We start from the raw sequence: 12749 nt of genomic DNA on the forward strand, positions 1-12749 counted from the left end.
CGGCCTCGGAGACGAACGCGATGGTGAAGGGGCCCGAGATCACTTGTGCGACCCGGCGGGCGTCGGAATACTAGCCCGCGTGACAGCACTGGAGGCAGTGGCCGTTCACCTCCCCCCGCACGCCGTGCCCATCGAGGCGGTTGGTGAGCGGATCGGCCTGACCCCACGTCAACTTCGACTCTTCCGCCGCTTCCACGGACTGGACCAGCTCCGTCTGGACCCGTCCGGGACGCTGCCCGACCTGCTTGACTCCGCCCTCGACAACCTGCCTGAGCTGCGCGGACGCGAACGGGACGTCCGCTTCGTGATCCACGCGCGCAGCATGCCGGTGGCGGTGCCCTACCCGCTCAACCCGTTGCACGACCTGCTCGCCCCGCGCGGCCTCGCGCACGCCAACGCCTTCACGGTGACCCACCACGCGTGCGCGGTGGGCCTGCTGGCCATCGACCTGGCCGGCCGGCTGCTCGCCGCCGAGCCCGACCCGCGGGCGCTGGCGCTCGTCCTGGCGGGCGAGAAGACCTTCACCAAGGACGCCCAGGTGGTGCCCGAGACCGGTATCTTCGCCGAGGGCGCGGCCGCCTGCCTGGTGAGCGCCGACGGCGAGCGCCACCGGGTGCTCTCCTTCGCGGTGCGCCAGCGCCCGGAGTTCGACGGCCGGCTGGCCGAGGACGCGGACCTCCTGGCCCGCTACCAGCGCGAGTACCCCAACGTGATGGTGGAGGCGATCGAGTCCGCCCTGGACGAGGCCGGTCTGGACCTCTCCGACCTGGCCGCGGTGCTTCCGCACAACGTCAACCAGGCGTCGTGGCGGATGATCGCGCGCCGGATCGGCTATCCGCTCGACAAGGTGGTGCTGGACAACGTGCTGTCGGTGGGGCACAGTTTCGCTGCGGACAGCCTCATCAACCTTCACACCGCCACCACGCGGGGGCTGCTGCGCCGCGGCGACCACTACCTGATCGCCGCCGCCGGTGTCGGAGCCACCTTCTCCGCGATGGCGGTCCGCTGCTGACGAAGCGTCGGCTTCGTCCATCCTTCCCACGCCAGACCACTCTCCCACGTACGACGGGACGGGACACCCATGTCAGAACCTGTGGTCCAGACCACTGACCCCGAGCTGCGCGAGCGGATCCGCACCGGCATCGGCGAGCTGCTGCCCCGCGTCCTCAAGCGCGAACTGCCCGAGATCCCCGAGAACGCCTGCCTCTTCGACGACCTCGGCCTCACCTCCGCCGGCACCATCGAGCTCATCCTGGAGCTGGAGGAGTCGCTCGACATCCAGGTGGACGTCGAGCAGATCACCGAGGACGACCTGCGCTCGGTCACCAAGCTGGCCGACTACGTCGCCGGACACGTCATCCCCGAGGACTGACCGGGTGGCCGACCACGGCCTGCGGATCACCCGGGCGCTCGCGCGGCGCTTCGACGGCCGCTCGGAGGCCTCGCTCCACCCGGACCTGCGGGTGTTCGTCTCCGACCTCGTCCGCCCCTACGGCCTGCCGCTGCGCGAGGACCTTCTGGGCGAGGGCGTCGGCCACTCCTACGAGGAGCTGGCCGCCGACCTGCTGCGCGAGGCGCTCGGCGAGGACGAGCCCGTCGACCTGCTGATCCTGGCCTTCGACACCCCGGACGTCCGACCGGGCGCGCCGTCCTCGCTGGCGCTCAGCCGGTCCTGTCCGGGCACGCCGCTCGCCTTCGCGGTCTGCGACCAGGGCGTCGCCGCGGCCTTCACCGCGCTGCGCCTCGCGGTCGACTACCACCGCACCGGATCCTGCCGCCGGGCGGTCGTGGTGCTCGCCGAGCAGACGGCGCTGCACCACGAGCCGGCCGCGCCGGTGGTGCTGCCGGAGCGGCACGGCGTGGTGGTGCTGGTCTGCGAGGAGGCCCCCGGGCCTGACATGGCCGTCCACCAGGCGCCCGGTGCCGAGCTGTCGGATGCGGCGGTCCGGGCGCGGGCCGCCGAACTGGGGCCCGACCCGGCGCTCGTGCTCGGCCCCGGGCTGGCCGGTGCCGAGGACTCGGCGGCCCAGCCGTTCACCGGGGCCTGGGCGGAGCTCGCCGAACAGCTGCCCGCCTGGCGGGCGCAGGGGCGCCCCGTCCTGGTCGCCGACCTGGACCGCAGGCTCGGCGTGCTGAGCACGTTGACCCTTCCGTAGCCATGGTTCGGTTCATGCCAACTCTCCTGTCTCGCAAGAGAATTGACGAACTGCTGGTTTGGTAAACGATTGGTATGGACCAGTGCGCGAGGTCGCTGGTAGCGTCCCGATCGCACTCCCGCTGAACCCTTCCCCGGCGAGCCGAAAGGCGCGTGCGACGTGACCCCGTACGGCGAGACACAGACCAGTAGGCGGATCGAGGTCCGGTACGCGGCCTCGGCCGACGACTCGGCGGAGGGTTCGGCTGTCGATTCGGGGCCGCTCACGCTCGGCCAGGACAACATGATCCGGTGCATCGGGCGCGACGCCCCCGAGCAGATCAACAAGGATGCGCTCTGGCCCGTCCCGGACGGCACCTCGGTGTCGGCCGGGCTGGCCGCCCTGCGCCGGCTCGTCGAACGGCACGAGTCGCTGCGCACCTCCTTCCCGGCCGGCCCCGGTGCGGACGGCTTCCCGGAGCGCCAGGTGGTGCACCCGGAAGGCCGGTTCACCGTCACCGTGATCGAGGCGGGCGACCGCAGCGACACCCAACTGGACGCGCTCGCAGCGGAGTTGGGTCGGATCGACGTCGCCGTTCCGTTCGACCTGGCGGCCGCCCCGCGGCTGCGCTTCACCCTCGTCGCGGACGGCGAGCGACTGCTGCGGCTGGTCGTGGTGGTCTGCCACGCGGGGGCCGACGGCGCCGCCACCGTGCTGTTGATCCAGGACTGGCTGGACCTCGCCGCCGGCAAGGACCTCCCGCCGGTCACCGCCCCGACCCCGCTGCGGATCGCGGACGCGGAACGGAGCGCGCAGGGCCGCCGCAAGTCGGCCGCCGCCCTGCGGTACTGGGCCCGCAGCCTCGCCACCGGCCCGCAGGTGGTGTTCGCCGACGCGCGGATCACCGGCCCCCCGCGCGACCTCTCCGCCGTCCTGGTCCGCTCCCGCACCGCCGCCGAGGACCTCGCCGCCGCCTGCCGCCGCACCGGCGCGAGCCCGTCCGTCGTCCTGCTCGCCGCCTTCGCCGCGCTCGTCGCGCACCGGTCCGGCCGCACCGGGCTGGCGCTCTCGGCGCTCTCCGCGAACCGCCAGCGCGCCGCCCTGGTCGACCACGTCGGCACCCTGGCGCAGGACGCCCTGATCCTGCTCGACACCGGGACCGCCGACCTCGACCAGCTGATCGGCCGGGCCAAGGCGGCCTCGCTGAGCGCCTACTGGCACAGCACCCTGGACGCCGAACAGGTCTGGCGGCTCATCGAGGACTGCGCCCACCTGCGCGGCAGCCGCTTCCCCCGCCACGTCGTGGTCAACGACCTGAGCCTGACCATCCCCGCCGCCGTCGCCGACGCCCGACCCGCCGCGGCCGCCGACCCCGAACTGACCCGGCTGCCCGCCCCACAGCTGCCGGTCCGGCTGATGTTCACCATCCTGCGGATCAGCGGCAGCCTCGACTTCGCCCTGATCAGCTGCCCGCAGGTGCTGGACCCGGACGAGACCGACCGGTTCGCGCGGGCACTGCTCGCCGTCCTGGCCGCCGCCGCCCGCGGGCCCGTGCCGCTCGACGCCCTGCCCGGCGTCGACGGCGTGCCGACCCCCGACCGGGGCGGGGAGTGGCGCCTGGTCGACGGCTCCTGGATCGACCTGGCCGCCGTCCGCGCCCTGCTGGAGGCCGCCCTCGGCACGCGGGCGGAGATCGAACTGGCGCTGGACGAGGGCAGGCTGACCGCCAGGCTGACCAGTGCGGACCGCGAACTCACCCCGGCCGCCGCCCACCACGCGGTGGTCGCCGCACTGCCCGGTCGCGACACGGCGATGGCGCCGCACCGCTACGTCGTCCGGCACACCGGCCCCGGGGCGGAGGCCGTCACCTCCGGCGGCGGCCGCGACCCGGACATCGCCGCCCGGCAGGCGGTGCTCACCTGAACGGGGGAGCGCGGGCAGGCGCGGGCGGACTCACTCCAACGGGTCCTCGCCGTCCCACCGGACGTCCCAGGAACACGCCGAGGTCGCCCACGAGGTGAGCCCCCACGGGCTCGGCACCTCCTCCTCGTCCTCGTCACCCTGCAACGGCAGCCGGTCGATCACCGCGACCAGCCGCGGCGGCAGTTGCGGCGCCAGGCCGTGGTGGACCCGGGACAGGATGTCGCGCCGCACGTCGTCCGGCAGCAGCGGCCTGGTCATCCGCAAGGGCATCGGCCCGGAGGGGCGTCCGGTCGCCGCCAGCTGGTCCGACCAGGCCCGCCAGTAGTCGGCGTCGTCGTTCTCGCCGAGCTTCAGATGGTGCAGGTGCAGGCAGTACGCCGCCGTGCCGCAGCCCGATCCGGCGGCGAAGCGCCACCAGAACTCGGCGCCCTCCTCCCGCCCGGTCGCGTAGAGCAGCGCGGCGAACACCTCCGCGCCCTCGGGCTGGATCCGGCGGGCGTTCACCAGGAGGTCGAGCCCCCGGGAGGCGTCCGGCGCGCCCAGTACCAGGGCCACCACCAGGCCCAGTTCGAAGGCGGCCTGCTCGAACTCCGACGGCAGGTGTGTCGGCGCGGCCGTGAGCCGGGCCTGGCGCAGTGCTGCGATGCGCTCGGCGTGCGCGCGCTCAGGCCGGGGCACGTGGACCACCGCACGCCCCCCGCCGCTCGCACCCGCCCCGCCGCTCGTGCCCGCTCCGCCGCCCGTACCCGTCCTGTCACCCGTGCCCGCCTCGCCGCCCGTGCCCGCCTCGCCGCTCGCGACCGCCCCGTCGGGCGGGTCCGCCTCCGGCCCGGGTGTCACAGCTGACCCGCGTGGTCCGGCAGTTCACCCGCCCGGTCGGCCGGTTCGCCCGAGCGGTCGGGCAGTTCGCCCACGCCGAGCCGGCGCGCCAGCCGCTCCCGCGCGTGCCGCAGGTTGGAGTGCACCGTCGCCACCGGCCGCCCCAGGTAGGCCGCGATCACCTTGACGTGCAGGCCCAGCAGGTACCGCAGGATGATCACATCCCGTTGCCGGTCCGGGAGTTCGAGGATCGCCGCGTACAGCCGCACCTCGTCCGCCTCGCTGTGCAGCAGCCCGTTCGCGACCTGCTTGAACGCGCCGATCACCGCGGCGAAGGTGACGGCCTCCACCGCCACCGGTTCCTCGGCGGACATCCAGTCCGAGACGTGCCGGTTCGCCAACCGCCAGGCGTACGCGGCCGGCTCCTCGAACCGCAGCACCTGGGGCCAGCAGCGGGCCAGGTCCGCCTTCACGGCCTCGACCACCAGAGCGGCGTCCGCCTGGCCGCCTATCCTGGTCAACGCGAGAGCGTGCCAAGCGGGTTCATGGGTCTCGCAGAACGACGCGTAGGTGAGGTCCAGCCGCAGGCCGAGGTCGCCACCGGCCTCCCGGTCCGACTCCGCGCCGTCGGCGCGCTCCAGCGTCGGCCCTCCCCGGTACCCGCGCACGGGGGCGCCCCTGTCGATCGTCATCGAGCCTGCTTTCCGTGGCCGCCGGCAGGTCGCCGGGCCACCTGAGGTTCGGGCTGTCTGCGCCCATCCTCAGTCCATCCGGCTCGTCACTCCAGGCCGCATCCCGAATACAGATCGTCATCCCATGGGATCGGCCGACCGGTTGGAGCGCGGCGGGTCCGCGCTCGGCCTCCGGATACGGTGGGCACCAATCGACAGGTGTCCGCGACGCCAAGGGGGAACGCGATGAGCCTCTACGACGGAGTCGACCTGCGGCTCAACATGCCGCACTCGGCCCGGATGTACGACTACTACCTGGGCGGTTTCACCAACTTCGCCGCCGACCGCGAGGCCGCCGGGCACGCCCTCGCGGTCGCACCCTGGCTGCGCGTCGCCGCCCGCGCCAACCGGTCCTTCGTCCACCGCTCCACCCGCGCCCTCGCCCGGGCCGGCATCGACCAGTTCCTCGACATCGGCACCGGCATCCCCACCCCGCCCAACCTCCACGAGGTCGCCCAGAGCGTCGACCCGTGCGCCCGCGTCGTCTACGCCGACAACGACCCGATCGTGCTCTCGCACGCCCAGGCCCTGCTCACCGGCACCCCCGAAGGCCGCACCGCCTACGTCGAGGCCGACGTCACCGACCCCGCCCGCCTGCTCGCCTCGCCCGGCCTGCGCGACACCATCGACCTCACCCGGCCCGTCGCGCTCTCCCTCAACGCCCTCCTGCACTTCGTCCCCGACACCCGCGGCGCCCACGAGCTCGTCGAGCACCTCAAAGCGGCCCTCGCCCCCGGCAGCGCCCTGGTGATGACCCACGTCACCCCCGACTTCGCCCCGGCCGAGATCGCCGGCCTGGTCCGGATCTACGAATCCGCCGGCACCGCCGCCCAGGCCCGAACGCTCCCCGAGTTCACCCGCTTCTTCGACGGCTGGAGCCTCATCGCGCCCGGCACCGTCCCCACCCCCCACTGGCGGCCCACCCCCGCGGACCCGCCGGCCACCGCCCCCGAGGCCGCCGCCTACGCGGCCGTGGCGCTCAAGCCCTGACCCCGCCCGCCCTGACCCGTCCGCCCGGTCGCCACCCAGCGCCCTCCACCCGTGCGGCCCCGCCGTCCCCGGGACAGACTGGTGGTGGATCGACGCTGCCCGTGAGGCTGGGAGAGGCATGCTGCTGGGACTCACCACCGCCCTGGTCGCGACCGTGTGCTTCGGGTTCGGGGCGGTGTTCCAGGCACGCGGGGCGCGGTCGGCGCCGCAGGCGGACCGGGTGCGGGCGGGGTTGCTGGCCGCGCTGGCGCGGTCGTGGGAGTTCCTGCTCGGCACGGTGCTGGACATCGTCGGTTTCGCGCTGAGCATCGTGGCGCTGCGCAGCCTGCCCCTGTTCCTGGTGCAGGCCGTCACCAACGCGAGCCTGGCCGTGACGGCGCTCGCCGCCGTCCGGCTGCTCGGGGCGCGGCTGCGCCGGGGGGACGTGGCGGGGATCGTCGCCGTGGTGGTCGGACTGACGCTGCTGGCGTTGGGGTCGGGCCGGGAGGGCCGGGAGCACGCTCCGCCGCTGTTCCACTGGGCGCTGCTCGCGACGACCGCCGTGATGCTGCTGCTGACCCTCGTCCTGGTGCGTCGGGCCGGCACCGTGGCGGCGGCCGGGCTGGGGCTGCTGGCGGGGGTGGGGTTCGGGGTGACGAGCCTGGCCGTGCGGGTGATGGACGCGTCGAGCCTGGTCACCGTCCTCACCGACCCGGCGGCGTACGCGCTCGCGGTGGGCGGCCTCGGCGGCTACCTGGCGTACGCGCTGGCGCTTCAGCGCGGCACGGTCACGGCCGCGACCGCCGCCGGGACGGTCGCCGAGACCTTCGGCCCGGCGCTGGTGGGCGTGGCGGCGTTGGGCGACGCGGCGCGTCCGGGGTTCGAGTGGTGCGCGCTGGCGGGCTTCGCGGTGGCGGTGGGCGGCACCTTCCTGCTGTCCAGGTTCGGGGAGTTGGAGGGGCAGTCCGCGGAGGTGGCCGGTGCGCGGCCGGGCTCGGCGGACCGGGCCTCCGAACCGGGCCCGGACCCGGAGGCGGACGCGGAGCCGGTCGTCCCGCCCCGGTAGCCCGGGTGGCGCCGCCGTGCGAAGGTGACTTGCCGGACAAATCGGACGGTGACAGGCCCACGGAGCGGCAGGTGCGCGATGGCGGACGAAGCCCAGCCGGGCCCCCGACGGCCGGGGCCCGCCGACCCTCCGGTCGTGCTCGTCACCGGCGCGTCCTCCGGCATCGGCCTGGCCACGGCCGTCCGCCTGGCCGACGCCGGCTGGCGGACCCTGCTGTCCGGTACGGACGGCGCCCGCCTGGACGAGGTCGCCGCCCGGACCGGCGGCCGCGTCCTGCCCGAGGACCTGAGCAAACCGGACGGCCCGAGCCGGCTCGCCGAGGCGGCCCTCGCGGAGGCCGGCCGGGTGGACGCGCTGGTCGCCAGCGCGGGCCTGGGGTGGCGCGGCCCGTTCGTGGACACCCCCTCGGACGTCCTGGACCGGATGATCGACGTCAACTTCGCCGCCCCGCTGCGGCTGGTCCGCCTGCTCCTGCCAGGCATGCTGGAGCGCCGCCGGGGCCGGATCGTGCTGCTCGGCTCGATGGCCGGCCAGGTCGGCGTGCGCGACGAGTCGGGGTACGCGGCGACCAAGGGCGGGCTGGCGATGTTCGCGGAGAGCCTCTGGTACGAGCTGCGCGGCACCGGGGTGGGGGTACGCCTGGTGCTGCCGGGCCCGGTGGACACCCCGTTCTTCGACCGGCGCGGCACGCCCTACCAGCGGGAGCGGCCACGGCCCGTCCCGGCGGAGCGGGTCGCCGAGACCGTGGTCGCGACCATCACCACCGGGCGGGACCGGCTCTTCGTGCCGCACTGGCTCGGCTTCCCGGCCCGGATCCACGGCGTGGCGCCGGGCGTCTTCCGGCGCATGGCGTCCCGCTTCGGGTGAGCCCGGTGGACACCGCGACCCGGGTGCTCGCGACGGCGGCCGCGGCGGAGTTCGCGCACCTGGCCCCGGCGGCGGTGCGCCTCCCGGCGCTGCGCCGCACGCTGGCCCGCCGAACCGCCGGCCACGGCGCGGACCCGCACCACGTCGCCCTGACCTTCGACGACGGCCCCGACCCGCGCGGCACCCCGGAGATCCTGGACGCGCTGGACGCCCTGGGCGGTGTCCGGGCGACCTTCTTCCTGCTGGGCTCGATGCTGGAGCGCACCCCCGCCCTCGGCCGGGAGCTGGTGCTGCGCGGCCACGAGGTGGCCGTCCACGGCTGGCACCACCGGCCGCAGTGGTACCCGGCTCCGGCCCGTGACCTGCGCGAACTGCGCCGCGCGACCGAGGCGGTGACGGCGCTGTGCGGGGTGCGCCCGCACTGGTACCGCCCGCCGTACGGGGTGCTGACGGCCGGCCCCGCCCTGGCCGCCCGGCGGCTGGGCCTGCGCAGTGTCCTGTGGACGGCCTGGGGCCGGGACTGGACGGCGGAGGCGACCGGCGCCTCCGTCTACGCGACCGCCCGCCCCGGCCTGACCGGCGGCGCGACCCTCCTCCTGCACGACTCCGACTGCACCTCCGCCCCCGACTCCTGGCGGGCCACCCTCGCCGCCCTTCCGCTGATCGCCGCCCACTGCCGCGCCCACTCCCTCACCCTCGGCCCGCTCCGCGACCACGCCGTCCCGGGGGCCGCCCGCGGCTGACGGCACCGCGCCCGCCCCCGCCCCCGAGCGCCGGGCGCACGACGAAGCCCCGCCCCTCGGCGACGCCGGACCCGCCTACGCCAGACCCACCTGCGCCAGGGCCGCGGTGAACCCGGTGCGCCAGGGCTCCGGGGTGGCGCCGGGGGAGGGGGCGGGCGCCGGGCGGGTGAGGGCGGCGAGGGCGTTGCGGACCACTTCGGCGGGGTGGGCGGAGGCGACGTCGGCGTGGCCGAGCTCCAGCTCGTGCTGGAGGTTGTCGCGGCCGTGGCCCTGGACGACGTCGAGCAGCAGCAGCCGCCGCCCGAGGGCGCGGGCCTCGCTGCAGGTGTCGCCGGAGCTGGTGACGACGAGGTCGGCGGCGGCCATCAGGGCGGGGATCCGGTCGGTGTAGCCGAAGGGGTGCAGGCGCGACTCCTTGCGGGCGGCGGCCCGCAGCCGCCGTTCCAGTTCCCGGTTGCGCCCGGCGACGGCGAGCACGTGCGGACCGGCGGCGGCGAGCGAGGCGGCGGTGCGGGCGAGCGGTCCGAGCCCCCAGGCGCCGGACATCAGCAGCACGCACCGCCCGCCCGCCGGGACGCCCAGTTCGGCGCGCGCCTCGGCCCGGCCGGGCGGCCGGTAGAACGGTTCCCGCAGCGGAGCGGGCAGGACGGTGACGGCGGCGTCCGGCCGGTAGCGGCGCACGGCGCAGGCGGCGACCTCGGAGGTGACCAGGAAGAGGTCGGTGCCCTCCTGCACCCAGAGCCGGTGCGGCGTCACGTCGGTGCAGAACACGAAGTGCCGGAAGTCCCGTTGCGGCAGCCGGTTGACGGCCGAGGTGGCGGTGGCGAACACGGAGACCACCAGCTGCGGCCGCTGCGCCGCGACCAGTCGGCGCAGCGCCGGGACGAGCCGGCTGCGGGCGGCCGCGTCGGCGAGCAGCGCGAGCCGGGCGCCGGGCCGCAACGCCGAGAAGTGGAAGGCGTCGTACACGCCGGGCAGGTCGAGCAGCCGCCGGAAGACGGCCTCCCCGGCGGCGCCGGAGCGCTGCCCGAGCAGGGCCATCGCGTCGACCGTGTGGGTGGTCCAGCCGCGGGCCCGCAGGGTGTCGGCGCAGGCCTGGGCCATCACGTCGTGGCCCTGGCCGAGGGAGCCGGAGACGAGCAGGGCGTGCGGCATCGGGCGGCCCGCTCAGGAGGCGGCGGAGGCGGCTGTGGCGGCCCGGTACCAGTCGGCGTAACTCCGCACGCCGTCCGCGAAGTTGGTGTGCGGGGACCAGCCGAGCAGGCGCTTGGCCTGGGCGCAGGAGATCCGCCGCCCGGTGTAGTCGGCCTTGCGGCCGTCGATGTGCTCGATCGAGACCGGCCCCAGCAGGTCGTCGACGGTGTCGGCGATGTCGCGCACCGAGACGGCGGTGGAGCCCTCCAGGGCGAAGGTCTGGTCCTCGGCGGCGGGGGACAGGGCCCGGACGTGGGCGTCGGCGAGGTCCTCGACGTAGACGAAGTTGCGGCTCTGCCGCCCGTCGCCGGCGATGGTGATCGGCCGCCCGGCGAGCGCGGCCTGGACGAACCGGGCGACGACCAGCTCGTCGCGCATCCGGGGACCGTACGGGATGCCGTAGCGCAGGATGGTGAAGTGCTGCCCGTACAGCTCGCGGTAGCTGTGCACCAGCATCTCGGCGGCGAGCTTGGTGGCCACGTAGAGGTGGCCGCTGTGTTCCAGCTCGATCGGCACGTGCTCGTCCAACTCCTGCTCTCCACCGTCGAGTTGATCGTTGGTGAGGGCGGCGCCGTAGACCCAGACGGTGCTCGCCAGCACGGTGCGGCTCAGCCCGCTGCGCCGGGCGGCCTCCAGGACGGCCTCGGTGCCGTCGATGTTGGTCCGCACGGCCCGCACCGGGTCGGCGGAGACCTGTTCGACGTCGGCCATCGCGGCGAGGTGGTACACCACTTCACTGCCGGCCAGCGCGGAGGTGAGGGCCGCGAGGTCGAGGATGTCGAGCCGGGCGTGTTCGGCGTCGGGGTTGAGGTACTTGTCGGTGGTGTCCACCGCGAGGACGTCGTGGCCGGCCGCGATCAGGTGGTCCACGACGTGTGACCCGATGAATCCGCATCCCCCGGTGACGGCTATCCGCACGATCTCTCTCCTTGTCGGGCTCCGTGTCGAGCGCCTTCTCGCACTCCGTCTCTCGCAATCCGTTTCCCGCGCTCCGTGCCGAGCACCTCGGCGCGCCCGCCTGGCCGGGTCGACCCGCCCCGGCTATCCGGCGAGTCTGCGGTGCACCGCCGAGACGGCCTCGATGACCTGCTCCGTCTCGTCCCCGGTCATGTCGGAGTGCACCGGCAGGCACACCTGCCGCGCGCAGACGTCCTCGGCGACCGGCAGCGGCCCGCGCCGGTACGGGGCGAGGACGGGCTGCAGGTGCAGCGGCAGGTCGTACACCTCGCCGGACAGCCGCACGCCGTACTCCTCGGCGACCGCCCGCTTGAACGCGGCGCGCTCCACCCCGGGCGGCAGCAGCGCCACGTACTTGTAGTAGTTGCCGCGGCAGCCGGACGGTTCGAGCACCGGCTCCAGGCCGTCGAGCCCGGCCAGCGCCTCGTCGTAGCGGCGGGCGACGGCCCGGCGGGTCTCGATGAACTCCTTGAGCCGGCGCAGGTGCACGGCGCCGACGGCCGCGCTGAGCTCGCTCATCCGCCAGGCGTGGCCGAGCCGGACGTGGTGGTTGGTGGTGAAGGAGCCCTTGCCCTGGTCGCGGTAGGTGCGGGCCTCGTCGCGCAGTTCGGGCGACTCGGTGAGGATCAGTCCGCCCTCGCCGCTGGTGGTGACCTTGGTCGGGTAGAACGAGAAGGCCCCGGCCAGGCCGAACGTCCCGGCGCAGCGCCCGTCGAGGCTGCTGCCGTGGGCGTGTGCGGCGTCCTCGACCAGCGGGACGCCGTGCCGGTCGCAGAGCGCGCGCAGCTCCTGGACCCGCGGGGTGATCAGTCCGCCGATGTGGACGAGTACGACGGCTGCGGTATCCGGGGTGAGGGCCGCCTCCAGCGTCTCGGGGGAGAGCGCCAGGGTGGCCGGGTCGACGTCGGCGATCACCGGGCGCCCGCCGGCGTGCAGGACGGCGCCGGCGGTCGCGTAGAAGGTGACGGCCGGTACGACGACGTCGCGGCCCCGGACGTCGACCGTGCGCAGGATCACCTCCAGCGCCGCGGTGCCGCTGCTCACCGCGACGGCGTGCGAGGCGCCGTGCTCGGCGGCGAAGGCCTGCTCCAGGCGTTCGGTCCACGGGCCCAGGGTGAGGGCGCCGGTGGTGAGCATCTCCATCACCGCCTCGGCGACGGCCGCGCGGTCGGATTCGTCGAACACGATGCGGGCGGCTGGAACGCCCATGGGCACCTCCGGCGGCGGGCTGGGGTCAGCACCGATCGGGTCAGATGGGGCCGAACCGTACGAAAAGTGTCGGGCCCGGCACATCACGCTACTTCGCCCGCCGGGACGCGGCCCGTCGTCGCCCCCGCCCGGGTGA

At 75.0% G+C, this 12749-nt stretch carries 13 protein-coding genes; 8 read left to right on the plus strand and 5 right to left on the minus strand.

Features of this window, described 5'->3' with window-relative positions; translation table 11 throughout:
* Positions 1–79: 79 nt before the first annotated feature.
* The 4 genes from ACFVTF_RS25030 to ACFVTF_RS25045 all read left to right on the plus strand — a co-directional run bounded on the left by ACFVTF_RS25030 (position 80) and on the right by ACFVTF_RS25045 (position 4058).
* Entirely contained in the window at positions 80–1012 is a 933-nt protein-coding gene (locus ACFVTF_RS25030; RefSeq protein WP_387816644.1) for a 3-oxoacyl-[acyl-carrier-protein] synthase III C-terminal domain-containing protein, read from the plus strand.
* A 69-nt stretch (positions 1013–1081) separates the two neighbouring features.
* Positions 1082–1372, plus strand: a complete 291-nt coding sequence (locus ACFVTF_RS25035) for a phosphopantetheine-binding protein (protein WP_079136143.1) — start codon at positions 1082–1084, stop codon at positions 1370–1372.
* A 4-nt stretch (positions 1373–1376) separates the two neighbouring features.
* A complete protein-coding gene (locus ACFVTF_RS25040) occupies positions 1377–2156 on the plus strand; it encodes a hypothetical protein (RefSeq protein WP_387816646.1) in 780 nt (259 codons plus the stop codon).
* 159 nt (positions 2157–2315) lie between these two features.
* A complete protein-coding gene (locus ACFVTF_RS25045; protein WP_387816647.1) occupies positions 2316–4058 on the plus strand; it encodes a condensation domain-containing protein in 1743 nt (580 codons plus the stop codon).
* 30 nt (positions 4059–4088) lie between these two features.
* Here ACFVTF_RS25045 and ACFVTF_RS25050 read toward each other — a convergent pair whose 3' ends face one another.
* Complete coding sequence (locus ACFVTF_RS25050) at positions 4089–4736, minus strand: hypothetical protein (protein WP_387816649.1); 648 nt, start codon at positions 4734–4736, stop codon at positions 4089–4091.
* Between the two features lie 158 nt (positions 4737–4894).
* Entirely contained in the window at positions 4895–5569 is a 675-nt protein-coding gene (locus ACFVTF_RS25055) for an RNA polymerase sigma factor (RefSeq protein ID WP_387816651.1), read from the minus strand.
* Between the two features lie 225 nt (positions 5570–5794).
* Here ACFVTF_RS25055 and ACFVTF_RS25060 point away from each other — a divergent pair, with 225 nt between their 5' ends.
* From ACFVTF_RS25060 to ACFVTF_RS25075, 4 genes are all read left to right on the plus strand, one after another.
* The gene (locus ACFVTF_RS25060) at positions 5795–6598 is read left to right on the plus strand and encodes an SAM-dependent methyltransferase (protein ID WP_371522276.1); all 804 of its coding nucleotides are present in this window, start codon (positions 5795–5797) and stop codon (positions 6596–6598) included.
* A 118-nt stretch (positions 6599–6716) separates the two neighbouring features.
* Positions 6717–7643, plus strand: a complete 927-nt coding sequence (locus ACFVTF_RS25065) for a hypothetical protein (protein WP_387816653.1) — start codon at positions 6717–6719, stop codon at positions 7641–7643.
* Between the two features lie 78 nt (positions 7644–7721).
* A complete protein-coding gene (locus tag ACFVTF_RS25070; RefSeq protein ID WP_387816655.1) occupies positions 7722–8510 on the plus strand; it encodes an SDR family NAD(P)-dependent oxidoreductase in 789 nt (262 codons plus the stop codon).
* A 5-nt stretch (positions 8511–8515) separates the two neighbouring features.
* Positions 8516–9253, plus strand: coding sequence for a polysaccharide deacetylase family protein (locus tag ACFVTF_RS25075; protein WP_387816657.1), 738 nt, complete (start codon positions 8516–8518; stop codon positions 9251–9253).
* Between the two features lie 75 nt (positions 9254–9328).
* On the opposite strand, the gene ACFVTF_RS25080 is transcribed toward ACFVTF_RS25075, so the two are convergent.
* The 3 genes from ACFVTF_RS25080 to ACFVTF_RS25090 form a co-directional block, all read right to left on the minus strand.
* A complete protein-coding gene (locus ACFVTF_RS25080; protein ID WP_387816659.1) occupies positions 9329–10408 on the minus strand; it encodes a hypothetical protein in 1080 nt (359 codons plus the stop codon).
* Between the two features lie 12 nt (positions 10409–10420).
* Positions 10421–11365, minus strand: coding sequence for an NAD-dependent epimerase/dehydratase family protein (locus tag ACFVTF_RS25085; protein WP_387816660.1), 945 nt, complete (start codon positions 11363–11365; stop codon positions 10421–10423).
* Positions 11366–11488: 123 nt separating this feature from the next.
* Positions 11489–12613: a DegT/DnrJ/EryC1/StrS family aminotransferase gene (locus tag ACFVTF_RS25090; RefSeq protein WP_371522287.1), complete on the minus strand. Its 1125-nt coding sequence runs from the start codon at positions 12611–12613 to the stop codon at positions 11489–11491.
* Positions 12614–12749 lie beyond the last annotated feature (136 nt).

The sequence above is a fragment of the Kitasatospora sp. NPDC057940 genome (genome assembly GCF_042887425.1).
GTDB lineage: Bacteria > Actinomycetota > Actinomycetes > Streptomycetales > Streptomycetaceae > Kitasatospora.

Excerpts from the sequence above, each read along its gene's own strand:
- ACFVTF_RS25060 (WP_371522276.1), top strand. The coding sequence starts at position 5,795 with ATGAGCCTCTACGACGGAGTCGACCTGCGGCTCAACATGCCGCACTCG.
- ACFVTF_RS25080 (WP_387816659.1), bottom strand. The coding sequence starts at position 10,408 with ATGCCGCACGCCCTGCTCGTCTCCGGCTCCCTCGGCCAGGGCCACGAC.
- ACFVTF_RS25090 (WP_371522287.1), bottom strand. The coding sequence starts at position 12,613 with ATGGGCGTTCCAGCCGCCCGCATCGTGTTCGACGAATCCGACCGCGCG.
- ACFVTF_RS25065 (WP_387816653.1), top strand. The coding sequence starts at position 6,717 with ATGCTGCTGGGACTCACCACCGCCCTGGTCGCGACCGTGTGCTTCGGG.
- ACFVTF_RS25035 (WP_079136143.1), top strand. The coding sequence starts at position 1,082 with ATGTCAGAACCTGTGGTCCAGACCACTGACCCCGAGCTGCGCGAGCGG.
- ACFVTF_RS25055 (WP_387816651.1), bottom strand. The coding sequence starts at position 5,569 with ATGACGATCGACAGGGGCGCCCCCGTGCGCGGGTACCGGGGAGGGCCG.
- ACFVTF_RS25070 (WP_387816655.1), top strand. The coding sequence starts at position 7,722 with ATGGCGGACGAAGCCCAGCCGGGCCCCCGACGGCCGGGGCCCGCCGAC.